This window comes from Amycolatopsis sp. M39 (assembly GCF_001651785.1).
Lineage (GTDB): Bacteria > Actinomycetota > Actinomycetes > Mycobacteriales > Pseudonocardiaceae > Amycolatopsis > Amycolatopsis rubida.
The window spans coordinates 456,723-481,600 of the sequence record NZ_LWSF01000001.1 but is presented as its reverse complement, the minus strand read 5'-3'; the positions used below and the strand labels follow the sequence as shown (position 1 = coordinate 481,600).

Here is a 24,878-nt window from a genome sequence, read left to right as displayed (position 1 = left end):
AACTAAATGTCATGCGGTCGAGTGGCCGCTTCGTGCTGTCCTCGGCAGTGCCAACAAGATCGTGACAAGTACGGGCTACGGTGTGCCTCGTGACCGCGATACGCGATCGCCAGAGCGATCCTGATGCCGATGACGCCCCCGTGCCGTGGGACGAGCGTCTCGTCGTCGGCACGAGGCGCGGCCTGCCCTGGTGGGCGGCTGTGCTCGTGGGCTTCGGCTTGGCAGTGCTCGGCGCCATCATCGACGAGAAGTCCACCGGCAGCCTCGGTTTTGTTTTCAAGGCGGGCTACTTCCTCGGGGCCGTGATCGCGGTCGGTGCCGTGCAAAGACGCGGGCTGTTCGGTCCGATGGTGCAGCCGCCGCTGGTGCTCGCCGTCACCGTGCCTGGCGTAGTACTGCTGACCGGCGGGGGTCCGGAAGCGAGCGACACCCTGTCGAAGCTGCTCAACATCGGGACGCCGCTGATCAAGGGCTTCCCGACGATGGCGGTCACCACTGGCGTCACTCTGCTGTTCGGCTTCTTCCGGATCTACCGCGAACGCGACCCGGACGCGCCGGTCAAGATCAAGGACGGCAAGGTTCCGCGCACTCGGGACGAGGACGACGACAAAGCCGCCAGCCGTCCGCGCTCGCGGCCGCCTGCCGGTCGCGCCGGGCAGTCCGGCCAGACGCCGCCTCCGGGCAACCGTCGCCGTCCGCCGCGGGATCGGGATCTCGACGCTCCTCCGCCGCGACGGCCGCGTCCGCCTGGCGAGCCGGGTGCCCGGCCGCGGCGTGAGCCGATGGACCCGAACGCTCCGCGCGGTGGTCGCAAGCCGCCGCCGGAGGGGCGTCGTCCCCGGCCGCCGGAGGGCGATCCGCGCCGTCGTGATCCGCGGGGTGACGCACCGCCGCCGCGTCGTCGGCCGCGTGGGGACGAGCCGCCGCCTGGGCGTCCGCGTCCGCCTCGCCGGGAACCGCCCCGCCGTCAACGTCCTTGGGAAGACGAGGGCTGACCGAGTAGCGCAGGAAACTGGACGACGCGACGAGGGCTGAGCGAGCACGCGAGGCACGCCGGAGTCGGACAGCACAAGGCAAACGAGAAAGGCCGCCGATCCCCGCGCTGGGGGTCGGCGGCTTTTTCGTTGCGGCTAAAGGGATTCTCTCGTCCCGGGTCGTGGCTCAGCACGAATTACCGCACAGCTCAGCGGCCCAAGCATTCCGGAAGCTCTCCCGTCGAGCGCGCATCAGCTCTCACGACTGCGGTACAAGCTTTGCAGGCGCGCGCCAAAAGCACCCGACCGGACTTCCCCGGCCCAATACCGCAGCACCTAACGAAAGCCCGCGGCAAGGTAAGAGAAAAAACCCTCAGGACTCCGACTTCACAGCCTTCCGAAGCTCCTTCGGCAACGCGAACGCGATCTTCTCGTTCGCCGTGGTCACCTCGTCCACCTGCCCGTACCCGCGCTCGGCCAGCCACTTCAGCAGGTCCATCACCAGCACGTCCGGCACCGAGGCCCCGGACGTGACCCCGACCGTCGAAACGCCTTCCAGCCAGGCCTCGTCGATCTCCGAAGCGAAGTCGATCAGGTGCGAAGCCGACGCGCCGGCCTTCAGCGCGACCTCCACCAGCCGCTTCGAGTTCGACGAGTTCTTCGAGCCGACGACCAGCACCAGATCGCATTCCGGGGCCATCGCCTTGACCGCGACCTGGCGGTTGGTGGTGGCGTAACAAATGTCGTCGCTGGGCGGGTCGGCCAAGGTCGGGAAGCGATCGCGCAGCTGGTCGACGCGTTCCATCGTCTCGTCCACCGACAGGGTGGTCTGCGACAGCCAGATCACCTTCGACGGATCGCGCACGTCGACCTTGTCGACGTCCTCGGGCTTGTCGACCAGCTGCACCTTGTCCGGCGCTTCGCCCGCCGTGCCCTCGACCTCCTCGTGGCCCTCGTGGCCGATGAGGAGGATGTCGTAGTCGTCCTTGGCGAAACGGTTGACCTCTTTGTGGACCTTGGTGACCAGCGGGCAGGTCGCGTCGATGGTGCGCAGGTTCCGCTCGGCGGCCTCGGCGTGCACCGCCGGCGAGACGCCGTGCGCGGAGAACACCACGAGCGCGCCCTCGGGCACCTCGGAGGTCTCGTCGACGAAAATCACGCCGCGTTCGCGCAGGGTATCGACGACGTGCCGGTTGTGCACGATTTCCTTGCGCACGTACACCGGCGGCCCGTACAGCTCAAGCGCCTTCTCGACGGCGACGACCGCGCGATCAACGCCGGCGCAATACCCGCGCGGCTTCGCGAGCAGCACGCGTTTGGCGGCGCCGGACCGGGAGATCGTCGGGGTACCGGCGGGTTCGGTTCCGGGACTCGCAGAAGTCATGCCTCCAGGGTACGGGCAGTGCCGATCCGGGGTTGAAGTCCTCGTTCGGATGATGGCGGCGGCCATTCAGGCTGTGCCGGGCGTCACGTCCGGCGCCCCAGGCCACCCGTTCGGTTGGGCAGAACAGCCCTGATACGGCACGCTGGACCCATGAAGCCACTCCCGCTCCCCCTCCGGGTCGCCGCGGGCCTCGCCGTCACCACCGCCGAGCGGGTTCGTGAGCTCCCGAAGCAGCTCACCGGCCTGCCGGTCACCGTCGTGAGCCAGGTGCTGCAGCTGTCCATGCGCGTCCAGCAGCAGGTCACCGAGCTGGCCATCAAGGGCGACGACGCGCTGTCGATGCTGCGCCCGGTCGAGGACACGCCCAGCTGGGCCACGTTCGACGAGGACGCCGAACCCGAGTTCACTCCGTCCCGGCCCACGCTCGTGCCGGTCGACGACCTGCCCGAACCGCGCACCAACGGCCACCGGGCGCAGCCGCCGGACACCATCGACGATCCGTGGGTCGAGGAGACCCGCGCGCTCGCCGAGGAGCACTCCGAGGGCGAGAACGACAGCTCCGGCCCGGCCGGGCTGGGCAATTACGACGAGCTGACCCTGCCGCAGCTGCGCGCTCGGCTGCGTCGGCTGACCGTGCCCCAGCTGGAAGAGCTGCTGGAGTACGAGAAGGCCAACGCCGACCGCGCGTCGTTCGTCGGCATGCTCGCGCGGCGGATCGGCAATGCGCGCAAGGCCGAGGAACAGCCGGGCGACCCCGCGGAAGGCCAGTGAGCAACGACCCCGCCACCAGCGCGGAGAACCCGTGGCCGGTCCGCACTGTCGCGCGCAAGATCGGCGACTGGGTCCACCGGCTCGGCGACGTCTGGGTCGAAGGCCAGGTCACGCAGATGAACGCGCGGCCCGGCACGCAAACCGCGTTCCTGACCCTGCGCGACCCGTCCGCGGACGTCTCGATGTCCGTCACCTGTCCGATGTGGCTGGTGCGCGAGCTGCCGACGCCGCTGCGCGAAGGCGACCGAGTGGTCATCCACGCCAAGCCGTCGTTCTTTTTCGGCCGCGGCACGCTGAGTCTGCGCGCGGACCAGATTCGCGCAGTCGGCATCGGCGAACTGCTCGCGCGGATTGAACGGCTGCGCAAATTACTGGCTGCCGAGGGAATGTTCGCCCGCGAGCGGAAGCGCCCGATTCCCTTTCTGCCCAAGGGAATCGGGCTGATCACCGGACGCGCGTCAGCGGCTGAGCGGGACGTGCTGGCGAACGCGCAGGCGCGCTGGCCGCACGTGTTGTTCAAGGTGCTGAACACCGCCGTGCAGGGTTCGCAGGCGGTGCCGCAGATCCTCCGCGCACTGTCCATATTGGACAAAGACCCGGACGTCGACGTGATCGTCATCGCCCGCGGCGGCGGCAGCGTCGAGGATCTGCTGCCGTTCTCCGACGAAGCGCTGTGCCGGGCGGTCGCGGCCGCGGGCACGCCGATCGTCAGCGCGATCGGGCACGAACCGGACACCCCGCTGCTCGACCACGTCGCCGACCTGCGCTGCTCCACTCCGACCGACGCGAGCAAGCGCATCGTGCCGGACGTCCGCGAGGAAACCGCGCGGGTGCGGCAGATGCGCGACCGCGGCCGGCGCGCGCTGCACGGCTGGGTCGACCGGGAGACGCGGCTGCTGACCCAGCTGCGCAGCCGTCCGTCGCTGGCCGATCCGCTGGGTCCGATCGAACGCCGCCTCAGCGATATCGAGATGCACCGCGAACGCGGCCGTCGCGCGATGCTCAGCCTGCTCGCCAAGGATCAGGCGGAAGTCGCGAACGCGCGAGGCAAGCTGGCCGCGCTCGGCCCCGCGGCCACGATGGAGCGCGGATACGCCGTCGTCCAGTTCACGGATTCCGCAGGCAACCTCCACGTGCTCCGCTCCGTCTCCCAGGTCGAGGACGGAGCGCAGCTGCGCGTACGGGTCGCCGACGGAGCGGTCCACGCGGTGGCCGAGTCCGTCGAGCCGACGACACCCGTACCGGAAGGAGACCGGCCGTGATGCACCGGGCCCCGGCGTTCCTCCCGCTCACGGTGGACGCCGCCGCCCGGCTNCGCCCGGCTCGATGCCGGTCTTCTCCTGCGGCAGGCCCTGGTCACCGACCGCGCGGCCGACGAATGCTGGACAGCGCTGCTCGCCGGCTGCGGCACTGCGGCCCGGCGCGGGCTGGCACCGCAGCTCAGGCGGCTGTCCGAGGCGACGTCCGAGCACGTCGGCGTCCGGTGGTGGTTCGCCGAGGGGACCGGGCATCGGCGACGCGTGGCGAGCGCGCAGGAGAACCTCGAGGACGCCATCGCCGACGGTGACGGGCAGGAGTTCGCGCTGGCGTTCGTCGGATATGACCACGCGATGGCCAGCGCGGTGGTCGCCTGCCCACAGCGGGCCAGACCCGGTTCCCGGGGAATGTCGGCCGAGCGCGGTAGTCTGCGCCGACAGCCCCGTGCACCACAAGGTCGGAGAACGTGAGCGAAGCAGACACCGCCGGACTCGGTTACGAGCAAGCCCGCGACCAGCTCGTCGAGGTCGTGAAGGAGCTGGAGGCCGGCGGGCTTTCCCTGGAGCAGTCTCTTGAGCTCTGGGAGAAGGGCGAGCGGCTCGCCAAGGTGTGCGAACGGCATCTGGAAGGCGCCCGCGAGCGGATCGAGGCCGCGCTGGCCTCGGTGGAGACCGACGACGCAGAGTGACGTGCACCATGCGTGGCTGAATCGGTCAGGTGGTTCCGGGATCTGACAGACTGGGCACCCGCTGACGAACCGTGTTCCGGGAGGCCACCATGACCACCGCCAGTGACCGCAGCCGACGCGAAGCGCCTGACCGCAACCTCGCCATGGAACTGGTGCGGGTGACCGAGGCAGCCGCGATGGCGGCCGGCCGCTGGGTCGGCCGCGGCGACAAGATCGGCGGCGACGGGGCTGCCGTCGACGCGATGCGCCAGCTCGTCTCCACCGTCTCGATGCGCGGCGTCGTCGTCATCGGCGAGGGCGAGAAAGACGAAGCGCCGATGCTGTTCAACGGCGAAGAGGTCGGCAACGGCGACGGCCCGGACTGCGACGTCGCGGTCGACCCGGTCGACGGCACCACGCTCATGGCGAAGGGCATGCCGAACGCGCTGGCCGTGCTCGCCGTCGCCGAACGCGGCGCGATGTTCGACCCGTCCGCGGTGTTCTACATGGAGAAGCTGGCCGTCGGCCCGGACGCGGCGGGCAAGGTGGACATCTCCGCCCCGGTCGCGGAGAACATCCGGCGCGTGGCGAAGGCGAAGAACTCCAGCGTCAGCGACGTGACGGTCTGCATCCTCGACCGGCCGCGGCACGAGCAGCTGATCAAGGAGGTCCGCGAGGCGGGTGCCCGGATCCGGTTCATTTCGGACGGCGACGTCGCCGGCGCGATCGCCGCGGCCCGGCCGACCACCGGCGTCGACATGCTGCTCGGGATCGGCGGCACGCCCGAGGGCATCATCGCCGCGTGCGCGATGAAGTGCCTCGGCGGCGAACTGCAGGGCAGGCTGTGGCCGAAGGACGACGCGGAGCGCGAGAAGGCGCTCGCCGCGGGCCACGACCTCGACCGGATCCTGCTGAACGACGACCTGGTCACCGGCGACAACGTGTTCTTCTGCGCGACCGGTGTCACCGACGGCGACCTGCTGCGCGGCGTCCACTACCGGGCGGGCGGCGCGACGACGCAGTCGATCGTCATGCGGTCCAAGTCCGGGACGGTCAGAATGATCGACGGCTACCACCGGCTCGAGAAGCTGCGGGCGTACTCGTCCGTCAACTTCGACGGCAACCTCGACCTCGACGAGGACGAGCGCGCGGTGCCTCCGCTTCCCTGATCTGCCAAGGAGTTTCCCGGTGTCGAAACGGCTGTTCGCACTGGTGCTGACTGTCCTCGCCGGAGTCGTGCTCAGCGCGGGCAGCGCGGTGGCCGGGCCGTCCATCGTCGGCGGGACCGACGCGGACCAGCCGTACCCGTTCGCGGTGTCCCTGCACACCTCGGGCGGCGCGCTGTTCTGCGGCGGCTCGCTGATCACGCCGACCTGGGTGGTCACCGCGGCGCACTGCCTGTCCGCGAAGGACCCGGCGACGATCGGGTTGCGCGTCGGCAGCAACGACGCGGAAGCGGGCGGCGAAACTCCGAAAGCGGCGGAATTCGTGCTGCACCCGCATTTCAACGCTGAAACGCAAACCGGCGACGTCGGCCTGATCCGGCTGACCGCACCGGTGAAGGCCGCGCCGATCGCGATCGGCGGTTCGGCGTCGCCGGGCACGGGCGTCCGGGTGATCGGCTGGGGCCAGACGTGCGCGACGCCCAATTGCGGCCCGGTGTCGAAGACGTTGCGCCAGCTCGACACACACCTGGTGGCGGGCGCGAAATGCACGGCGGCGTTCGACGGAACCTCCGAGCTGTGCACGGAAAGCCCCGGCGGATCCGGTTCGTGCTACGGCGATTCCGGCGGCCCGGAACTGATCCGCGACGGCGACCGGTGGGTGCTGGCCGGGATGGTCAGCCGCCCGGGCAACCGCTCGTCGACGTGCGGATCGGCTCCGTCGATCGCGACCTCGGCGGTGGCGTATCAGCCTTGGCTGGCGGAGAAAACCGGCTGATTCACTCGACGTTGCTCGAATGCCCCGGGAACAAATGCGCCTCGGGATTCAACGCCACCGCGATGTTGTTCACCGCCGTGGCCGCCTCGCCGAACCCAGTCGCGATCAGCTTCACCTTCCCCGGATACGCCGCCACATCCCCGGCCGCGTAAACGCGCGGCCGCGCCGTCGCCATCGTCGAATCCACCGAAATCGCGCGGTGATCGATTTCCAGCCCCCAGCTTTCGATCGGCCCCAGATCCGCGGTAAAGCCCAACGCCGCGACCACAGCGTCCGCGCGCAGCTGTTCGTCCGCACCGCCCGTTACCGTCACGTCGACCGCCGCCAGGGAACCGTCCGGGGCTTCGACAAAACGGGCCACCTCGGCGTCCGTGACCAACCGCACGCCCAGCTCCCGCACCTGCCGCACGATCGATTCCGCGGCCCGGAACCTCGCGCGACGGTGCACGAGCGTCACGCTCGCCGCGACCGGATGCAGCGCCAGGCACCAGTCGAAGGCCGAATCCCCGCCGCCGACCACGACGACGTGCTGGCCCGCGTGGGCCGCGAGTGCCGGGACGAAATGGACCATCCCGCGACCGAGCCAGCCGTCTCCGGCGGGCAGCGGACGGGGCGTGAACTCGCCGATGCCCGCGGTGATCAGTACCGCGCCCGCGCGCAGCACGTCGCCGCCGTCGAGAGTCAGTTCGAGACCGCCCTCGACGCTCTCCAGCTTCTCCGCCTTGCGGCCGAGCAGGTAGTCCGGCTTCCACGGGGCGGCCTGGTCCACCAGGCCCTGCACGAGATCCCGGCCGCGGACCGCGGCGAACCCGCCGACGTCGTAGATCATCTTCTCCGGATACATCGCGGTGACCTGGCCGCCCGGTTCGGGCAGCGAATCGACGACAGCCATCGACAGGCCGCGGAATCCCGCGTAGTAGGCGGCGAAGAGGCCGGTGGGACCGGCTCCGATGACGACGAGGTCGTAATCCATGAGGCTCGCTCCATGCCAGTGGTGGGTGGCGGTGATCGAGAACACAGCCGAGCTTACCGAGGTGGGCGACAACACCCAGCCGTAAACCGAAATCGGGGCCAGAATCGGGGTATGGCTGAACAGGAATACCGGATCGAACACGACACGATGGGTGAGGTCCGCGTCCCGGTCGACGCGCTCTACCGCGCGCAGACGCAGCGTGCCGTCGAGAACTTCCCCATCTCCGGCCGCGGTCTCGAGCGCGCCCAGATCCGCGCGCTGGGCCTGTTGAAGGCCGCCGCCGCCCGCGTGAACGCGCGCCTCGGCGTCCTGGACGCCGACGTCGCCGACGCGATCGCGAAGGCCGCCGACGAGGTCGCCGAGGGCCGCCACGACGAGCACTTCCCGATCGACGTCTTCCAGACCGGCTCGGGCACGTCGTCCAACATGAACGCGAACGAGGTCATCGCGACGCTGGCCACTCGCGCGCTCGGCCGCGACGTGCACCCGAACGACCACGTCAACGCGTCGCAGTCGTCCAACGACACCTTCCCGACGACGATCCACGTCGCCGCCACCGAAGCCGTTCTCACCGACGTCGTCCCCGCGCTGGAGCACCTCGCCGGCGCGATCGAGGCGCGCGCCGAGGAGTGGCAGGACGTCGTCAAGTCCGGCCGCACGCACCTGATGGACGCCGTGCCGATCACGCTCGGCCAGGAGGCGGGCGCGTGGGCCGCGCAGATCCGGTTCGGCATCGAGCGGCTGCAGTCCGGCCTGTCACGGCTGGGCGAACTGCCGATCGGCGGCACCGCGGTCGGCTCCGGCCTGAACGCGCCCGACGGCTTCGGCGCGGCGGTCTCGGCCGAACTGGCGCAGCTCACCGGGTTGCCGCTCACCGAGGCACGCAACCACTTCGAGGCGCAGGCGACGCAGGACAGCGTGGTCGAGACGTCCGGGCACCTGCGCACGGTCGCGGTGTCGCTGAACAAGATCGCGAACGACCTGCGCTGGCTGGGTTCCGGCCCGCGCACCGGCTTGGCCGAGCTGGCTTTGCCGGACCTGCAGCCGGGTTCGTCGATCATGCCGGGCAAGGTCAACCCGGTCATCCCGGAGGCGACGCTGCAGGTCGTCGCGCAGGTCGTCGGCAACGACGCGGCGGTCGCGTTCGCCGGCGCGGCGGGCAACTTCCAGCTCAACGTGAACCTGCCGGTCATCGCGCGCAACGTGCTCGAATCGGCGCGGCTGCTCGCCGCCGTCTCGCGACTGCTGGCGGACAAGGTATTCGCCGGGGTCACCGCGAACGTCGAGCGCGCGCGGCAGTACGCCGAAGGCTCGCCGTCGATCGTCACGCCGCTCAACAAGTACATCGGCTACGAGGAAGCGGCCGCGGTGGCGAAGCAGGCGCTCAAGGAACTCAAGACGATCCGCGAGGTCGTGCTGGAGCGCGGGTACGTCCGCGACGGCAAGCTCACCGAAGCGCAGCTGGACGAGGCGCTCGACGTGCTGCGGATGGCGCGCGGCGGCAAGTAGCGCTCAACCGAGCGTAGCGGCTCGTTCGGACATTTCCGGGCGAGCCGCTTCGCGTTTCCACAGTCCACATGCGACTCCCGCGGCGACCAGGGTGACCCCAGCCAGATCCTTGAGCTCGAACTGTTGCGCGCCGATCAATACCGCGACAGCCAGTCCGGACACCGGCATCAGCCCGATCAACACGCCCGCCCGGTCCGCGCCCAACTCGACGACGCAGCTGTACCAGAGCACAAAAGCCACTGCGGTCACCACGACGGCCAGCACCAGCAACGCGACGAGTTCGCGTGCGTTCGGCCACCGCCAGGCCCCGCCCGGATCGACCACCGTCCCGACCACGGAACCGCTTGCCGCAGCGGTGAAACAGCCCCACGTCGAGGTGGCCAACGGCCCGAGCCGCCGCAGCAATCCCACCGCGAGCAGGGTGAACGACGCCTCGCACAACATCGCCAGCGCAGCCAGCAACAGCCCTGGCGCGGAAGCGGATCCGCCGCCGGACAGCACCACGATGCCGAGCCCGGCCAGTACCGATCCGGCGACCGGAGCGGCGGACGGACGGCGACCGTCGAGCATCGGCGCGAGCACCGCGAGCACGAGCGGGCTGGCCCCGAGAAACGCCGCTACCGCACTGGGCTCCGCGTAGCGCTGCGCCAGCAGCAGACAGGCCTGGAACCCGATCATCCCGGCCGCGGCGAGCCCGAGCAGGGTTGGCAGATCGCCCAGTTTCGGCCGCGGCAGCGGACTGCGCGTGACCTTCGCCCAGCCCAGCAGCAGAAGGCCGCCCAGCGCGTACCGCAACGCCTGCCCGGTGATCACCGGATATCCGTCCAGCATGCCGGTGACCGGCACCGATCCGCCGACCAGCACCGCACCGGCCACCCCTGAAAGCACCATCAACCGTTTCACGCCGCTCAGTCTTCAGCCGAGAGTGGTCTATCCAGAAGGACCACTCAACCCTGGCCCAACTGGACCACTTCGCCGTATTGTCGAGGTCGTGGAAACCATCCGCGAACTGCTCCTGCCCGCCGCCACCGGAGGACACCGGGGCCGCGCCGTCGAGGTCGCGTTGCGCGACGCGATCCGCACCGGACGGCTGGCAGCCGGCACTCGGCTGCCATCGAGCCGCGATCTCGCGCGCCAGCTCGGGGTCGCGCGCGGCACCGTCACCGCGTTGTACGAGCAGCTCACCGCTGAGGGTTACCTGCTGAGCAAGCACGGGTCGGGCACTCGCGTCGCGCCGGTCGACGGTCCTGCGCCGAATCCTCGGGTCAGTGCAGCGAAAACGCCGACCTGGGAGTTCGACCTGCGCCCCGGACTGCCCGCGTTGTCGGCGTTCCCCCGGGCCGAATGGCTTGCCGCCGAACGAGAAGCCCTGAACGCGACGCCCGACCTAGGTCTCGGCTACCCCGATCCGACCGGCCATCCGGCGTTGCGGGCGGAACTGGCCGCCTACCTCGGGCGCGTCCGGGCGTTGCCGACGAACCCGGACGACATCGTGATCACCAGCGGAGCCGCGGAAGCGTTGTCGTTGCTGGCCGACGCCTTGCCGGACCAGCGCATCGCCGTCGAAGACCCGAGCCACCACGGCCAAGCGAACCTGCTTCGCGAGCACGGACTCGCTCCGGCCGGAATCCCGGTCGACGACAAGGGCATCAACGTCGACGCACTGTCCACTTCAGACTGTTCCGTCGTGTTGGTGACCGCCGCACACCAGTTCCCGCTCGGCGTCGCGTTGCATCCGGAACGCCGTCGGCAACTGCTTTCCTGGGCGGCGGAAACCGGCGGGCTCATCCTGGAAGACGACTACGACGCCGAGCATCGCTACGACCGGCCCGCGCTGGGCGCGATGCGTGCGCTCGCACCGGATCACGTCGCCTACATCGGCAGCGTCAGCAAAGTACTCGCACCAGCGCTGCGGATCGGCTGGCTGATTCCCCCGAGACGATTGCGCGACGCCGTGGCCCGGGTCAAGGAAATGCATGACCTCGGCTGCCCGCCGCTCCCGCAAGCCGCGCTCGCGCAGCTGATCGCCACCGGCGGTTACGACCGGCATCTGCGCCGCACTCGACGGCTGTACCGCGCTCGTCGCGACGCGCTTATCGAAGCCCTGACCCAACGTCTTCCGCAGTGGCAGCCGGTCGGGATCGCCGCCGGACTGCACCTGGTCGTCCGGCTCCCGGACGGCATCGATGACCTACGGCTGCAGGAAAAACTCGCCACGGCAGGCGTGCACGCTCCGGCTTTGTCGACTTATTCCCATGCTTCAGCCGGATATCCGGGTCTCGTGCTCGGGTACGCCGCGCTCCCGCCGGACCGGCTCCGCGCCGCCGTCGAGCGGATCGCGTCGGCCGGTTGAACCGCTGGTGAACACCTGGTGCACCAGGGAGGGGTCCCCCGGCTGACGCTTAGGGTTGTTCTCCTCGGGAGCGGGCAAGGGGGAGGCGACCGTGAGCTTCGGGGAAATAGTGCGAACACTCGCCGACGTGCTCACGTCCAGCCGCGGCATCGTGCCCATCGCCGTCGTCGCGGGCGCGACCATCCTCGCCCCGATCATCGACCGCTACGTAATCCGCCGCAGGCGGGTGATCTACCGGGAGCTCTACAACTCCAAAATCGGCCTCAACCCGGTCACGCTCAGCGACTCGGACAACGGTGCGGTACAAGCGGATCCGGAACTCGTGCGGACCGTGCAACTGCTGGAACCGCTCAGCGTGGTCGTGATCCGCATCCGCAACACCGGCAGCTTCGACATCGGCCCCGACGACTGGGAACACCCGCTGCAGTTCACCTTTGGCAGACGGGTGGTGTGGGACGCGCGCGTGTCCGACGCCAAGGACGGCTTGCGTGAAGTGGTCCGGAACGGACTCGAATTCTTTACTCATGATCAGCCTACGCCGGAAACCGGAACCGCGCGACTGTCCGGCGTGCGAGCGTTGCTGCCGCAGCGGCTCACCGCGCTGCTGCGGCAATCCGACGCACCGGCCGCCGCGGCACCGCAATGGCACGGCGTCCGCCTCGAACAGCTTTCGCTGAAACGACGGGAAAAGTTCAAACTCGTCGTCGTGCTGCGCGAGCCGGACAGCTGGCGCGGCGGGCCGTTGTCGAAGGAACTGGACGTCATCGGAAGGCTCAGCGGCGGGCGGATCAAAGACGAACGCAAACAGCGGTGGCTGTCGTGGCCGGTGGTCACGGGAGCGATCGGAGTGCTGCTGACCGGGGCGTTGCTGAGCATGCTCCTCGTCGCCGTGTCGCGCGGGTCCGAACCCGGCTGCGGCAACGGATCCCTCGCAGTGCACGGATCCAGCGCGTTCGCGCCGATCATGACCAGCGTCGCAACCGAGTACCAGAAGCGGTGTCCTGACGCGACGATCACGACCCAAGCGGACGGAAGCGTGTCCGCGGTGCGCGAACTGGGGCCGTTGCCCGCCGAACAAAAAGACAGCATGGCAGTGCTTTCCGACGGCAAGGCTTCCGACGCAGGGCCGGATCTGGTCCCGCAACCGGTCGCAGTGCTCGTGTACAGCTTGGTAGTAAACAAGACCGTCGGCGTCGACCGGCTGAGCGGCGAGCAGGTGCGCGAGATCTTCAGCGGGAAGTACACCAACTGGGCACAACTGCGCGAGGGCCCGTCGATCCCGGTCCGGGTCGTCGGGCGCGGGCAGGAATCGGGTACGCGCAAGACGTTCGAGGAGAAAGTGCTGGGCGCGGCCGAGCCGGGACTGTCGTCGGACGACTGCCGGACGCCGACCCGCGACCCGCACGCCACAGTGGTGCGCTGCGAACGCGGCAAGACCGACGAACTGCTGCGCGCCGTCGGCGACACCCCCGGCGCCATCGGCTACGCGGACGTGCCCGCGGCCAAGATCGCCGCGGCGCACGGCCGGCTCGCGATGGCAAAGCTCGACGACCGCTACCCCGACGTGACCAGCGTCGACGCCGGCTATCGCTTCTGGACGGTCGAGTATCTCTACACCAAGGGCGTGCCGGAGAACGATTCGCTGCTGAAACAGTTCATCGACTACCTGCGCAGCAGCACGGCGCGGGCGGAACTGCAGGACGCAGGGTACACGCCGTGTGTGACGAAACAGGGGCTGCTGGACCAGTACTGCACTCGTCCGGATGCCTGACCAGCTCTTTTTCACCCGGTCGAGGCTGGGGCGGGAGTTTTTGTCGGTGGCGGGGGCGATGATGGCCGGGTGTTGTTCACCGACCTCGTCACCGCCTCCGCCGAACTGGCGGCCACGCGGTCACGGAAAACGAAGATCGCCGTGCTGGCCACCGTGCTGCGCGCGGCCGAACCCGGCGAACTGCCCGCGGTGATCGCGTATCTCACCGGGCAGACCGCACAGGACCGGCTCGGTGCCGGCTGGCGCACGCTCGCCGATCTCGCCGTCGAACCCGCGGCCGCGCCTGCCGTCTCCGTGGCGGAGGTCGACGTCGCGCTCACGGAAGTCGCGGCCGCGGCGGGCGCGGGGTCGGTGAAGCGACGGGCGGAGGTGCTCACCGCTTTGTTCGCCCGGCTGACCCGTGCCGAGCAGGAGTTCGTGTTCCGGCTCGTCACCGGAGAGCTGCGGCAGGGCGCGCTGGAAGGCGTGATGGTCGACGCGGTCGCGGCGGCGGCCGAGGTGGGCATCGACCAGGTGCGGCGCGCGTTCATGCTGTCCGGACGGCTGCCGGTCACCGGGCAGGCGGCGCTGACCGGGGGCGCGGCGGCGCTCGCGGAATTCGGGCTGGAACTGGGCCGTCCGGTGCGGCCGATGCTCGCCTCGCCTGCGGAATCGCTGGAGGAAGCCGTGACCGAGCACGGCAACGCGATCGTCGAGTACAAAATGGACGGTGCACGGATCCAGGTGCACCGGCAGGGTTCGGAAGTGCGCGTGTACACGCGCACGCTGCGGGAAATCACCGGCAGCGTAGGCGAATTGGTCGAACTGGTGCGGGCGCTGCCGTGCGAATCGGTGGTGCTGGACGGCGAAACCCTCGCGCTCACCGACGAGGGGCGGCCGAGGCCGTTCCAGGAAACGATGAGCCGGTTCGGCAGCACGCGGGACGAACAGGTGCGGGCGTTGCTGCTGCGGCCGTACTTCTTCGACTGCCTTCATCTGGACGGGGTCGATCTGCTCGACGCGCCGTTGTCCGAACGCAACGAGGCGCTGCGCCGGGTGGCGGGCGAGCACGTGATCCCCGGCTCGGTCCGGCCGGAATCGCCGGCGGCGGTGCTCGACGCGGCGATGGACGCCGGGCACGAGGGCGTGATGGTGAAGGATCTCGATTCGGTATACGCGGCCGGACGGCGCGGGCGCGCGTGGCTGAAGGTGAAACCAGTGCACACCATCGATCTGGTGGTGCTGGCGGCGGAATGGGGGCATGGGCGGCGCACCGGGAAACTGTCGAACCTGCACCTCGGCGCGCGCGATCCGGACGGCGGGCCGCCGATCATGGTGGGCAAGACGTTCAAGGGCCTCACCGACGAACTGCTGGCCTGGCAGACCGAGCGGTTCCAGGAGATCGAGACGCACCGCGACCGGTGGACCGTCCATGTGCGACCGGAGACGGTGGTCGAGATCGAACTGGACGGGGCGCAGGTCAGCACGCGGTATCCGGGCGGGCTGGCGCTGCGGTTCGCGCGGGTGGTGCGGTACCGGCCGGACAAGGAGCCCGGCGAGGCCGACACCATCGACACCGTCCGGGGGTTGCTGCGCGGCAGCCGTCCGGCGCTGGACTCCGGCCAGGCCGAGCGGCCCGGTGCGGAGGAGGCGTCCGGATGAGGTTCGCCGCGCCTGCCCTCCGGATGAGTGGGCACATTACGGACATCGGGCAGTTTTTCCCGTTGTGCTCAGGAAAACGCCCGACGAAAGTCGATGTCGCACCCGTGGCCGCGTGCCCGAGAGTGGGAGCACTGGCCTGCGTCGATAGGAGAAAAGCATGACGTTCCGGGTGAAATCAGCCGTCCGGCGAGCCGGGCGGCCGATGACCCTGCTGGCGGGCGTGGCGCTCGCCGCCACCGTGGTGGCGGCACCGGCCAGTGCCGCGCCAGCCCCACCGCCACAGCCGTCACGACACCACTTCTCGGCTGCCGCGCAGTCGTTCGTCGGCGCGACGACGGTGCGCGAGCGGGTGGCGCGGCTCAACGCGGCGATGGCCAAGCTGCCGAAGGAAAGCGGCGCGTACAACGCGACGAAGCTGTGGAACCAGGGCATCACCGGAGCCGGGTCCACCGTGGCCACGCTGGTGTCGTTCGGCGACGACAAGGTCAAGCAGGTGCTGGACGAGTACTCCCGGCAGCACGGTTTGCCACCGGCGAACGTCGAGGTGCTGCAGCCGTCCGGTGCGGTGCCCGCGTGCACCGATCCCGGGGTGGACACCGCCGCCTGCCAGTCATGGGGCGGGGAAACCGATCTCGACGTCACGATGATGCACGCGATGGCTCCGGGCGCGAAGATCGTCGTCGCGGCCACCCCGGTCGCCGAGACGCAGGGCTTCGCCGGTCTGCCGGAAATGATGCACGCCGTCGACTACCTGACCGAGCACCGGATCGCCGACGTGGTCTCGATGAGCTTCGGCACCACCGAGGAGAACTTCCCGTCGTTCGAGTCGATCAAGACCCTCGACCCGGCGCTGGAGCGGGCGAGCAAGGCGGGCGTCACGCTGGTGGCCTCGTCGGGTGACGACGGCCCGACCGGGGCGTATCTGCAAGGCCCCGGCAGGTATCCGTACCGCGTGGCGAGCTGGCCTGCCAGCGACCCGAACGTCACCGCGCTCGGCGGTACCCAGCTGCACCTGGACGCGAACGGCGTCCGCACCCAGCCGGACGACCTGGTCAACGCGGCCGACAACGGGTTCAGCGAAGGTGCGGGCCTGTCGAAGGCGTACGCGCGGCCGTCCTGGCAGAACCACGTCAAGAAGATCACCGGCAGCACGATGCGGGCGTATCCGGACATCAGCATGGAAGGCGTCCAGGGCACGTCGCAGTCGGCACCGTTGTTCGCCGGGGTGCTGGCGTTGGCAGTGCAGGCCAAGCACGGGCGGCTGGGCCAGATCAACCCGGCGCTGTACTCGAAGCTGGGCCCGAAGGGCACCGCGGCCGGGATCGTCGACGTCACCAAGGGCGACAACAGCCAGTTCGACGTCGAAGGCTTCAAGGCCGGTCCGGGCTACGACATCGCGAGCGGCTGGGGCACGATCGACGCGTCGGTCTTCGTGCCGGCGCTGGTGAAGGCGGTGCGGTGATGCGGTAGCCCCCGCGCCGCGAGCGGGCATCCGGGCAAGTTCACCCGGCCCGGCTCGATCGAGCATGGTCGTGTCGGGCCGGGCGGACCATCCCGGAGCCGTACTGTCAGCGGCATGTCCTCGAAAGCGTTGGCCCGGCTGTGGTTCGGGGTGACCGCGGTCGTTGTGCTGGCCGCGCTCGTGATCCAGATCGTCGCGCTGGTGCCGCCGCAGGGACGGTACGTCAGCTTCGGCGGACGAGTGGCGAATCTGTTCACCTATTTCACGATCATCTCGAACGTCCTCGTCCTCGTCACCAGCGCGGCCTTCGCTCGCGGACGCGGCTCCTCGCCGCTGATGCGTGTGCTGTGGCTCGACGCACTGGTCGGGATCGTGGTCACCGGCGTCGTCTACCAGGTCGCGCTCGCCGGGCTGTACGAGCTGCACGGGCTCAGCCTCGCCGCGGACATCCTGCTGCACCGCGTCACCCCGGTGCTGTGCGTGCTCGGCTGGCTGATCTTCGCTCCGCGGGTGCTGGAATGGCGCACCGTCTGGTGGTCGCTCGGCTACCCCTTGGTGTGGCTGGTTTTCACGCTCGTCCGCGGTGCGATCGACGGCTACTACCCGTATCCGTTCGTCAACGCCGACGACCTCGGCTACGGACAGGTCGCGCTGAACTGCCTGCTCATTGGCGTCTTCTTCATCGCGCTCGCCAGCGGTGCCCGGGTCGCCGACCGGCGGCTCACGCGCGCACCCGCCGAAACGCGTTCAGCGGATCGCTGAGCCCGGCCTTGGCGAGCGCCCGCCACGCGCCGCGCTTCAGGTCCACCGGTTTGCCCGCGGCGACGCGGTGCATCTGCTGGGTGTGCCACTGGATCTCGAGCAGGCTGTCGGCGAGCCGGATTCCCGTGTGCGGGCAACGCCGTTCGGCTCGCACGTCCTCGCCCGCGAGCAGTCGTCCCGGCAACGCGGGGTCCACAGTGAACGGACGGCCGATCCCGATCACGTCCAGCGCACCGGATTCCAGCGCCTGCGCCATCCCGGCCGCTGTGGCGAACCCGCCGGTGACCATCAACGCGACGTCGCTGATCTGGCGGGCTTTCGCCGCGTAGTCCAGGAAATACGCTTCCCGCCGCTGCGTGCTCGCCCGGCCGGACCCCATCATCACGGCCCGCTCGTACGTGCCGCCGGAAATCTCCAGCAGATCGATCCCGGTCTCGCCCAGTGCGCGGACCACCCGCAACGACTCGTCCTCGGCGAAGCCGCCGCGCTGGAAGTCAGCACTGTTGAGCTTCACCGAAACCGGCACGCGATCCCCCACCGCGGCCCGAACCGCGCGCACCACCTCAAGCAGGAACCGGCTGCGGTCGCGCCCCCACTCGTCGTCGCGACGGTTCACCAACGGCGACAGGAACTGCGAAATCAGGTACCCGTGCGCGCCGTGAATCTGGACCCCGGCGAACCCGGCGTCGACGAACGTCCGCGCCGACAACGCGAACCTCGCCACCACCGCTTCGATCTCGTCCCCGGTCAACGCCCGCGGCGCGGCGAACGCCGTCCGCACCCCTCGATCGCCGAACGGCACCGCCGACGGCGCGACCGGCTGGCGAGACAAATACCGAGGACTCTGCCTGCCGGGATGGTTGAGCTGCACCCACAGCTGCGCGTCCGTGCCGTCCACGGCCTGCCCCCACGACCGGTACGCCGCCGGGTCAGGCACAGTCGGCACCGCGACGTTGCGCGGTTCGCCGAGCGCGGTGGGATCGACCATCACGTTGCCGGTCACCAGCAGGCCCGCACCCCCGCGTGCCCAGGTCCGGTACAGCTGCGCGAGCTCGGCGGAAGGCGCGTTCCGACGGTCGCCGAGTTGCTCGCTGAGCGCCGACTTCGCGAGCCGATGCGGCAACACGGCCCCGCAGTGCAGCTTGAGCGGTTCGGCGAGCAGATCCCGGGGGTCGGTCATGAGCAGTCCCGTCGTCGCGGCTAACTTACCGCGAGTAAGTATACTCGAAAGTAGGTACCGGCGGTATGCCTCGCGGGCCACTAGGGTCTGCGGCATGACGGCCATAGTGCAGAACCTGGTCACGTCGGGCGTGTTCGAGCTCGACGGCGGCAGCTGGGACGTGGACAACAACGTCTGGATAGTCGGCGACGGCTCCGAGGTGATCGTGATCGACGCCGCGCACGACGCGGACGCCATCGCGGACGTAGTCGGAGACCGCACGGTCCGCGCGATTGTCTGCACCCACGCGCACAACGACCACGTCAACGCCGCCCCCGCGCTGGCCGACCGCACCGGCGCCCCGATCCTGCTGCACCCGGCCGACCGCGTCGTCTGGGACCTGACCCACCCGGACCGCGCCCCCGACGGCGACCTGGCCGACGGACAGGTCATCACCGTCGCGGGCACCGACCTCACCGTGCTGCACACGCCAGGCCACGCCCCCGGCGCGATCTGCCTGCACAGCCCCGACCTGGAAGTCCTCTTCACCGGAGACACCCTGTTCCACGGCGGCCCCGGCGCGACCGGCCGCTCGTACTCCGACTACCCGACCATCGTGAAGTCCATCCGCGACCGCCTCTTCCCCCTCCCCGACGCGACGATCGTCCGCACCGGCCACGGCGAAGCGACGACCATCGGCAAGGAAAAAGCCGCGTCGGCCGACTGGCCCGCCGCCTGACCGCCCCTGGATCTCGCCGGGCGGGCCGACCTGGCTGCCGGCCCGCCCGGCGAGTTCCGCAACCAACTGCCGGAAGCGTTTGCGCATAGCCTGAACAGCCCGTTCGACGCTCGCCTGCCCACACCGACACGCGCCGGATCCGCGCGTGACACCGCCGCAACCGCCCGGCGCGCGGCCCCGCGCACTGGTTCGGCTCCCCTCACGGTCGCAGCTCAAACCGCACCACGCGATCGCCCGGCCTCGACCGGCCGCCACCGTGAGCCACCCCGCCGAACCAAGCGGCCAGCCCATCGGCGCAGGCACAACTCGGCCCGGTCAGCCGAAACAGGCCGCACCTTGCTACGGGGCCAGCCGAGGAACCTCCGGAACCACCCGAACCCGCTCCCGGGCCTCCGCCGCAAGCGATTGCGCCCACCGCTGCAACCCGGCCACGTCCACTCCGTGCGGCGGCTCCTCCCGGAACGGCGCGATGTTCTCCGCACCGCGCTCCAGCAGCGCGACCGCCCCGCTCCCGTTCCCCCGCAACGCGTGGGTCAGCCCCACCGCCAACTGGGCCAGGCCGCGCCACAGCTCGCGCTCCGGCCCGTCCGTCGCCTTCCACGCGTCCTCGAAGACCTCGTGGGCGTGGAACGGGCGGCCGGCGTCCAGCAGGTCCTGCGCCTCGGCGAGAGTCTCCTCCGGGGTCCGCTGCACGCCTTCGGGCTGGCGCGGCACGCCGTCGGAGCCGTACGGCAACGGGCGGCCCAGACCATCACGAGGGCGGGCGTTGCGGGCCCGCCCCTGGTCGTCGCGATCACGGCTGTCCACCTGGCCATTGTCCCACGTGCCACGCCGGGTTAGCGTCTCGTGCGCAAGCCACGTAGCCTGGTGACTCGTGCGCTTTCTGGATGGGCACGTGCCCGCTCACGACCTGACCTACGACGACGTGTTCCTGCTGCCGAACCGTTCGGACGTGGAATCCCGCTTCGGCGTCGACTTGTCCACGGTGGACGGCACTGGCGCGACGATCCCCTTGGTGGTGGCCAACATGACGGCCGTCGCCGGGCGCCGGATGGCCGAGACCGTCGCCCGCCGCGGCGGGCTCGTCGTGCTCCCGCAGGACGTCGACACGGCCGCGGTGACCGAAATCGTCTCCTGGGTGAAGTCCCGCCACGCCGTCTGGGACACGCCGCTGGTCCTCACCGGCGGCGACGCGGTGGCCGACGCCCTCAACCTCGTGCACAAACGAGCGCACGGCGCGGTCGTCATCGTCGACGGTGACGGCAAGCCGGTCGGTGTCGTGGACGAGGCCGCCTGCGCCGGCGTCGACCGCTTCGCGCGGCTGGCCGACGTCGCCGAGCCCGCCGTCGTCGCTGTGCCGCTGGACACGCCGCCGCGCGAGGTCTTCGAACTCCTGCACAGCCACGGCGGACGGCTCGCTCTCGGTCTCGACACCGAGGGTCGCCTCGCCGGTGTCCTCACCGCGGTAGGCGCGCTGCGTTCGGATATCTACACCCCGGCCGCCGACGCTGACGGGAAACTGCGCGTCGCCGCCGCGGTCGGCGTGAACGGCGACGTCGCGGCGAAAGCCGAAGCGGTGCTGGCCGCGGGCGTCGACACGCTGGTCGTCGACACCGCGCACGGGCACCAGGAAAAGATGATCGCCGCGCTCAAGGCGGTTCGTTCGGTGTCGCCGAAGGTGCCGGTCGTGGCGGGCAACGTCGTGACCGCCGAAGGCACCCGCGACCTCATCCACGCGGGCGCGGACGTCATCAAGGTCGGCGTCGGCCCCGGCGCGATGTGCACGACGCGGATGATGACCGGCGTCGGCCGCCCGCAGTTCTCCGCGGTCGCGGAATGTGCCGCTGCCGCCCGTGAACTGGGCAAACACGTGTGGGCGGACGGCGGTGTCCGGCACCCGCGCGACGTCGCGCTGGCGCTGGCCGCGGGCGCGTCGGCGGCCATGGTCGGCTCGTGGTTCGCCGGCACCCACGAATCCCCCGGCGACCTGCGTTACGACGAGCAGGGCCGGCCGTACAAGGAGTCGTTCGGGATGGCGTCGAAGCGCGCCGTCGGAGCCCGCACGCGCACGGACAACGTCTTCGACCGCGCGCGCAAGGCGCTGTTCGAGGAGGGCATCTCCACGTCACGGATGGCGCTGGACCCGGCCCGGCCTGGCGTTGAAGACCTGATCGACTCGATCTGCTCGGGCGTCCGCTCGTCCTGCACGTACGCGGGCGCGCGCACGCTTGAGGAGTTCCACGAGCGCGCGGTGCTGGGCGTGCAGTCGGCGGCTGGGTTCGCCGAGGGGCGTCCGCTGCCGTCTGGCTGGTAGGGGCCTCGTGAGTGGCAATCACGGTTCTCCCCGTGATTGCCACTCACGCCCAGCTCAGCCGTGGTCCTCCAACATCTCCGTCACCAGCGCCGCGATCGGCGAGCGCTCCGAACGGGTCAGGGTCACGTGCGCGAACAGCGGGTGCCCCTTCAGCTTCTCGATCACCGCCGAGACGCCGTCGTGCCTGCCGACGCGCAGGTTGTCCCGCTGGGCGACGTCGTGCGTGAGCACCACCCGCGACGCCGAGCCGAGCCGTGAAAGCACGGTCAGCAGCACGTTGCGCTCCAGCGACTGCGCCTCGTCCACGATCACGAACGTGTCGTGCAGCGAGCGGCCCCGGATGTGGGTCAGCGGCAGCACTTCGAGCATGCCGCGGTCGAAGACCTCGTCCAGCACGTCCTGGCTGACCAGCGCGCCGAGCGTGTCGAACACCGCCTGCGCCCACGGCTGCATTTTCTCGCTCTCGGACCCGGGCAGATAGCCGAGATCCTGGCCGCCGACCGCGTAGACCGGGCGGAACACCACGACCTTGCGATGCTGCTGGCGTTCCATCACCGCTTCCAGGCCCGCGCACAGCGCCAGCGCCGACTTGCCGGTGCCCGCGCGCCCGCCGAGCGAAACGATGCCGACGTCGGAGTCCAGCAGCAGGTCGAGCGCCACGCGCTGCTCAGCCGAGCGGCCGTGCAGGCCGAACGCCTCGCGGTCGCCGCGCACCAGCCGCACCCGCTTGTCCGCCGTGACCCGGCCGAGCGCGCTGGAGCTGCCCGCGAGCAGCCGCAGCCCGGTGTGGCACGGCAGTTCGCCCACCTCGCCGAGACCGAACTCCGCCGGATCCGCCGAACCGCCCGAGAAGAGCGCGTCGATCAGTTCCTGCGGCGCGTCCACGTCCGCCATGCCCGTCCAGCCCGACGGCGTGACCTCCTGTGCCCGGTACTCGTCCGCGGTGAGCCCGACCGCACCCGCTTTGACCCGCAGCGGGATGTCCTTCGTCACCAGGGTGACCGCCGGCTGCTCCGTCGCGAGGTTGAGCGCGCACGCGAGGATGCGGTGGTCGTTCGAGTCGGTGCGGAAGCCCACCGGGAGGACGGACGGGTCGGTGTGGTTCAGCTCCACCTGGAGGGTGCCGCCCTGGTCGCCGATCGGGATCGGGGCGTCGAGCCTGCCGTGCTTGAGCCGGAGGTCGTCCAGCAGCCGGAGGGATTCCCTGGCGAACCAGCCCAGTTCGGAGTGGTGGCGCTTGGCCTCCAGTTCGCTGATGACGACCAGCGGGAGCACCACCGCGTGTTCGGCGAACCGGGTGACCGCCCACGGGTCGGAGAGCAGCACCGACGTGTCGAGCACATAAGTGATGCGTGGGGATTCGGGCGAGATCGAGGCTTTCTCCGGCGCTTGAGCACCGGTCGAAGAACGGCCTGAGGCCTTGCGGGGTGAACGCTGCGCAGTCACGACGGCATCTCCCTCGAGGGCGTGTGCACCCCACGCCCGCACTCGCTGGGCCGGGCACCTCCCTGGCTGGGTCCGCACTCCCTGACGCTGGCTGCGTCAGGCGGCACGGCCACGAGGGCCGGGTGCCGGCCCCCTCGTGCATCTCGTGGGCGGCTGAGCCGCCCCCTCGATCAACGCCACGACCAGGGCCTCCCGCGAGAACCCGCACGGAACGCGAGCTCTCTATTCCGGAAGGTACCTACGTCCGCCCCGTCGTGCAGGCAGCCACACAGGTGATTCGCCGATTCGTCATCCCACCGTCGGTCGCCCGAAACAGAGTGTCCACAGCGCTCACTCAGCGTGACCGGGCCCGGCGATCAGGGGGTCGCACGGATGGATGATCATGGAAAATTAATCACCGAGTGCAGGCAATTCCCCGGTAAAGGGCCTTGTACCACGGGGCAGACCGGAATGCATTTCGCGTCCTGGACACTGAACCGTACCGAGTGAACTGGCCCTTCCAGCGCTCACACAATGGGCGTACACACCATTCGCTAGAGGCCATTCGGGGGTAATTTCCTTACTGCGGGACACACCACCGGAACACTCCGGTGCCCCGAATCCCAGTATCTCTACCTAGGAGTGTGCGAAGTGCTGAAGAAGGCTGGAATTGTCGCCGGTGCGGCCGCGGGCCTGATGATGATCGGCGGGACGGCGTTCGCCTCCCCGGCCGCCACCCAGGGCGCTCCGGACCCGACGTTCGGCGACGCCTACGCCACCTTCATCGAGGGCGGCGGCGCGCTGGGCTACGGTGCCGCTTCGCTGGTCGCCGGCGCCTACACCGGTGTCGCGCTGACCCCGGCGCTGGTGGCCCACTCGATGGAGCACCACCACGGCTGAGCCGTCTTGCGCGAAGGCCCCGGAGCCCGGCTCCGGGGCCTTCGCGGCGTTCGCGGCCGGGCGGCATCGCCGCTCAGACTCCGAACCGGCGATGCCGCCAGGCGTAGTCGCGCATCGCGCGGAGAAAATCGACGCGCCGGAATGCCGGCCAGTAAGCCTCGGTGAACCAGAATTCCGAATGCGCGGACTGCCAGAGCAGAAATCCGGAAAGCCGCTGTTCACCGGACGTTCGGATAATCAGCTCCGGATCCGGCTGGCCGGAGGTGTACAGATGTTCCGAGATGTGGTCGACATCGAGGATTTTCGCGAGTTCGCGAATCGAAGTGCCCTCGTCGGCGTGCTGCAGGAGAAGCTTACGGACGGCGTCGGCGATCTCCTGCCGCCCGCCGTAGCCGACCGCGATGTTCACCTCCATGCCCGAGTGGTTCTCGGTCCGCGCCGCGGCGGCGGTGAGCTTCTGCGCCACCTCAAGCGGCAGCAGGTCGAGCGCGCCGACGATGCGCAGCCGCCACGGCGCCGCGGCTCCGGCGAGCTCGTCGGTGACGTCGGTGATGATTTTCAGCAGCGGGGTGAGCTCGTCCGGATCGCGGTTGAGGTTGTCGGTGGACAGCAGCCACATCGTCACGACCTCGACCTCGGCTTCCTGGCACCAGCTCAGGAAGTCGGCGATTTTCTTGGCCCCGGCGCGGTGCCCGTCGGCCACGTCGGCGAACCCGGCCTCGCGAGCCCAGCGGCGATTGCCGTCGAGCATGATCGCGATATGCCGCGGATGACGGCCTGCCGACTGCTGGATCAGACGGCGGCTGTAGATGCTGTAGACAACGTCGGACATGAAGGACCGGAGGCTCACGTCGCCCGAGCGTACGCACCCCCGGA

Annotated in this window: 22 protein-coding genes and 1 pseudogene; 16 read left to right on the top strand and 7 right to left on the bottom strand. The window is 69.9% G+C overall.

The genetic code is table 11. From position 1 onward, the window contains the following. Positions 1-89 precede the first annotated feature (89 nt). Complete coding sequence (locus tag A4R44_RS02345; RefSeq protein WP_067575925.1) at positions 90-995, top strand: DUF6542 domain-containing protein; 906 nt, start codon at positions 90-92, stop codon at positions 993-995. Positions 996-1,347: 352 nt separating this feature from the next. Here A4R44_RS02345 and A4R44_RS02340 read toward each other — a convergent pair whose 3' ends face one another. Then, positions 1,348-2,358 (bottom strand): 4-hydroxy-3-methylbut-2-enyl diphosphate reductase, encoded by a 1,011-nt coding sequence (locus A4R44_RS02340; protein WP_067575923.1) that lies wholly within the window; start codon positions 2,356-2,358, stop codon positions 1,348-1,350. A 150-nt stretch (positions 2,359-2,508) separates the two neighbouring features. Here A4R44_RS02340 and A4R44_RS02335 point away from each other — a divergent pair, with 150 nt between their 5' ends. From A4R44_RS02335 to A4R44_RS02310, 6 genes and pseudogenes are all read left to right on the top strand, one after another. Further along, a complete protein-coding gene (locus A4R44_RS02335; RefSeq protein ID WP_067575921.1) occupies positions 2,509-3,129 on the top strand; it encodes a lipid droplet-associated protein in 621 nt (206 codons plus the stop codon). After that, a complete protein-coding gene (gene xseA, locus A4R44_RS02330) occupies positions 3,126-4,391 on the top strand; it encodes an exodeoxyribonuclease VII large subunit (protein WP_067575919.1) in 1,266 nt (421 codons plus the stop codon). Before A4R44_RS02335 ends, xseA begins: the two co-directional genes overlap by 4 nt. Then, positions 4,391-4,856 (top strand): annotated as a pseudogene (locus tag A4R44_RS49870) (hypothetical protein). Before xseA ends, A4R44_RS49870 begins: the two are co-directional and overlap by 1 nt. Next, on the top strand, positions 4,853-5,074 hold the full coding sequence (locus A4R44_RS02320; RefSeq protein WP_067575915.1) for an exodeoxyribonuclease VII small subunit: 222 nt from the start codon (positions 4,853-4,855) through the stop codon (positions 5,072-5,074). Before A4R44_RS49870 ends, A4R44_RS02320 begins: the two are co-directional and overlap by 4 nt. A gap of 89 nt (positions 5,075-5,163) precedes the next feature. Then, entirely contained in the window at positions 5,164-6,222 is a 1,059-nt protein-coding gene (gene glpX / locus A4R44_RS02315; RefSeq protein WP_067576551.1) for a class II fructose-bisphosphatase, read from the top strand. Between the two features lie 19 nt (positions 6,223-6,241). Next, positions 6,242-6,994 (top strand): trypsin-like serine protease, encoded by a 753-nt coding sequence (locus A4R44_RS02310; protein ID WP_067575913.1) that lies wholly within the window; start codon positions 6,242-6,244, stop codon positions 6,992-6,994. Position 6,995: 1 nt separating this feature from the next. On the opposite strand, the gene A4R44_RS02305 is transcribed toward A4R44_RS02310, so the two are convergent. After that, positions 6,996-7,967, bottom strand: a complete 972-nt coding sequence (locus A4R44_RS02305; protein WP_067575911.1) for an NAD(P)/FAD-dependent oxidoreductase — start codon at positions 7,965-7,967, stop codon at positions 6,996-6,998. A 111-nt stretch (positions 7,968-8,078) separates the two neighbouring features. Here A4R44_RS02305 and A4R44_RS02300 point away from each other — a divergent pair, with 111 nt between their 5' ends. Further along, on the top strand, positions 8,079-9,476 hold the full coding sequence (locus A4R44_RS02300; RefSeq protein ID WP_067575908.1) for a class II fumarate hydratase: 1,398 nt from the start codon (positions 8,079-8,081) through the stop codon (positions 9,474-9,476). A 3-nt stretch (positions 9,477-9,479) separates the two neighbouring features. Here A4R44_RS02300 and A4R44_RS02295 read toward each other — a convergent pair whose 3' ends face one another. Continuing rightward, the gene (locus A4R44_RS02295) at positions 9,480-10,379 is read right to left on the bottom strand and encodes a DMT family transporter (protein ID WP_232791467.1); all 900 of its coding nucleotides are present in this window, start codon (positions 10,377-10,379) and stop codon (positions 9,480-9,482) included. 88 nt (positions 10,380-10,467) lie between these two features. On the opposite strand from A4R44_RS02295, the gene A4R44_RS02290 reads away from it, so the two are divergent. The 5 genes from A4R44_RS02290 to A4R44_RS02270 all read left to right on the top strand — a co-directional run bounded on the left by A4R44_RS02290 (position 10,468) and on the right by A4R44_RS02270 (position 17,465). Continuing rightward, entirely contained in the window at positions 10,468-11,829 is a 1,362-nt protein-coding gene (locus tag A4R44_RS02290; protein ID WP_067575906.1) for a PLP-dependent aminotransferase family protein, read from the top strand. Between the two features lie 91 nt (positions 11,830-11,920). After that, positions 11,921-13,600 carry a PstS family phosphate ABC transporter substrate-binding protein gene (locus tag A4R44_RS02285; RefSeq protein WP_067575904.1) on the top strand — a complete coding sequence of 560 codons (1,680 nt, stop codon included), beginning with the start codon at positions 11,921-11,923 and terminating at the stop codon, positions 13,598-13,600. Positions 13,601-13,669: 69 nt separating this feature from the next. Then, positions 13,670-15,241 (top strand): ATP-dependent DNA ligase, encoded by a 1,572-nt coding sequence (locus tag A4R44_RS02280; RefSeq protein ID WP_067575902.1) that lies wholly within the window; start codon positions 13,670-13,672, stop codon positions 15,239-15,241. 157 nt (positions 15,242-15,398) lie between these two features. After that, positions 15,399-16,703, top strand: coding sequence for a S8 family serine peptidase (locus A4R44_RS02275; RefSeq protein ID WP_232791466.1), 1,305 nt, complete (start codon positions 15,399-15,401; stop codon positions 16,701-16,703). A 114-nt stretch (positions 16,704-16,817) separates the two neighbouring features. Next, the gene (locus A4R44_RS02270) at positions 16,818-17,465 is read left to right on the top strand and encodes a Pr6Pr family membrane protein (protein ID WP_067575900.1); all 648 of its coding nucleotides are present in this window, start codon (positions 16,818-16,820) and stop codon (positions 17,463-17,465) included. Here A4R44_RS02270 and A4R44_RS02265 read toward each other — a convergent pair. After that, positions 17,425-18,645, bottom strand: coding sequence for an NADH:flavin oxidoreductase/NADH oxidase family protein (locus A4R44_RS02265; RefSeq protein ID WP_067575898.1), 1,221 nt, complete (start codon positions 18,643-18,645; stop codon positions 17,425-17,427). The genes A4R44_RS02270 and A4R44_RS02265 overlap by 41 nt on opposite strands. A 94-nt stretch (positions 18,646-18,739) precedes the next feature. On the opposite strand from A4R44_RS02265, the gene A4R44_RS02260 reads away from it, so the two are divergent. Continuing rightward, on the top strand, positions 18,740-19,363 hold the full coding sequence (locus tag A4R44_RS02260) for an MBL fold metallo-hydrolase (protein ID WP_067575896.1): 624 nt from the start codon (positions 18,740-18,742) through the stop codon (positions 19,361-19,363). A 339-nt stretch (positions 19,364-19,702) separates the two neighbouring features. On the opposite strand, the gene A4R44_RS02255 is transcribed toward A4R44_RS02260, so the two are convergent. After that, a complete protein-coding gene (locus A4R44_RS02255; RefSeq protein ID WP_067575894.1) occupies positions 19,703-20,170 on the bottom strand; it encodes a DUF309 domain-containing protein in 468 nt (155 codons plus the stop codon). A 67-nt stretch (positions 20,171-20,237) separates the two neighbouring features. Here A4R44_RS02255 and A4R44_RS02250 point away from each other — a divergent pair, with 67 nt between their 5' ends. Continuing rightward, positions 20,238-21,677, top strand: coding sequence for a GuaB1 family IMP dehydrogenase-related protein (locus A4R44_RS02250; protein WP_067575893.1), 1,440 nt, complete (start codon positions 20,238-20,240; stop codon positions 21,675-21,677). A 54-nt stretch (positions 21,678-21,731) separates the two neighbouring features. Here the strand turns inward: A4R44_RS02250 and A4R44_RS02245 are convergent, their stop codons facing one another. Beyond that, complete coding sequence (locus tag A4R44_RS02245) at positions 21,732-23,018, bottom strand: PhoH family protein (RefSeq protein WP_093573301.1); 1,287 nt, start codon at positions 23,016-23,018, stop codon at positions 21,732-21,734. Between the two features lie 735 nt (positions 23,019-23,753). Here A4R44_RS02245 and A4R44_RS02240 point away from each other — a divergent pair. Continuing rightward, positions 23,754-24,002, top strand: a complete 249-nt coding sequence (locus tag A4R44_RS02240; protein WP_067576545.1) for a hypothetical protein — start codon at positions 23,754-23,756, stop codon at positions 24,000-24,002. A gap of 73 nt (positions 24,003-24,075) precedes the next feature. Here A4R44_RS02240 and A4R44_RS02235 read toward each other — a convergent pair whose 3' ends face one another. Beyond that, positions 24,076-24,834, bottom strand: coding sequence for an isoprenyl transferase (locus tag A4R44_RS02235; RefSeq protein ID WP_067575889.1), 759 nt, complete (start codon positions 24,832-24,834; stop codon positions 24,076-24,078). Between the last annotated feature and the right edge of the window lie 44 nt (positions 24,835-24,878).

Bases quoted from the DNA above. Each gene is read 5' to 3' on its own strand.
- A4R44_RS02340 (WP_067575923.1), bottom strand. From the start codon at position 2,358: ATGACTTCTGCGAGTCCCGGAACCGAACCCGCCGGTACCCCGACGATC.
- A4R44_RS02335 (WP_067575921.1), top strand. From the start codon at position 2,509: ATGAAGCCACTCCCGCTCCCCCTCCGGGTCGCCGCGGGCCTCGCCGTC.
- glpX (WP_067576551.1), top strand. From the start codon at position 5,164: ATGACCACCGCCAGTGACCGCAGCCGACGCGAAGCGCCTGACCGCAAC.
- A4R44_RS02305 (WP_067575911.1), bottom strand. From the start codon at position 7,967: ATGGATTACGACCTCGTCGTCATCGGAGCCGGTCCCACCGGCCTCTTC.
- A4R44_RS02300 (WP_067575908.1), top strand. From the start codon at position 8,079: ATGGCTGAACAGGAATACCGGATCGAACACGACACGATGGGTGAGGTC.
- A4R44_RS02275 (WP_232791466.1), top strand. From the start codon at position 15,399: ATGACGTTCCGGGTGAAATCAGCCGTCCGGCGAGCCGGGCGGCCGATG.
- A4R44_RS02270 (WP_067575900.1), top strand. From the start codon at position 16,818: ATGTCCTCGAAAGCGTTGGCCCGGCTGTGGTTCGGGGTGACCGCGGTC.
- A4R44_RS02265 (WP_067575898.1), bottom strand. From the start codon at position 18,645: ATGACCGACCCCCGGGATCTGCTCGCCGAACCGCTCAAGCTGCACTGC.
- A4R44_RS02260 (WP_067575896.1), top strand. From the start codon at position 18,740: ATGACGGCCATAGTGCAGAACCTGGTCACGTCGGGCGTGTTCGAGCTC.
- A4R44_RS02235 (WP_067575889.1), bottom strand. From the start codon at position 24,834: ATGTCCGACGTTGTCTACAGCATCTACAGCCGCCGTCTGATCCAGCAG.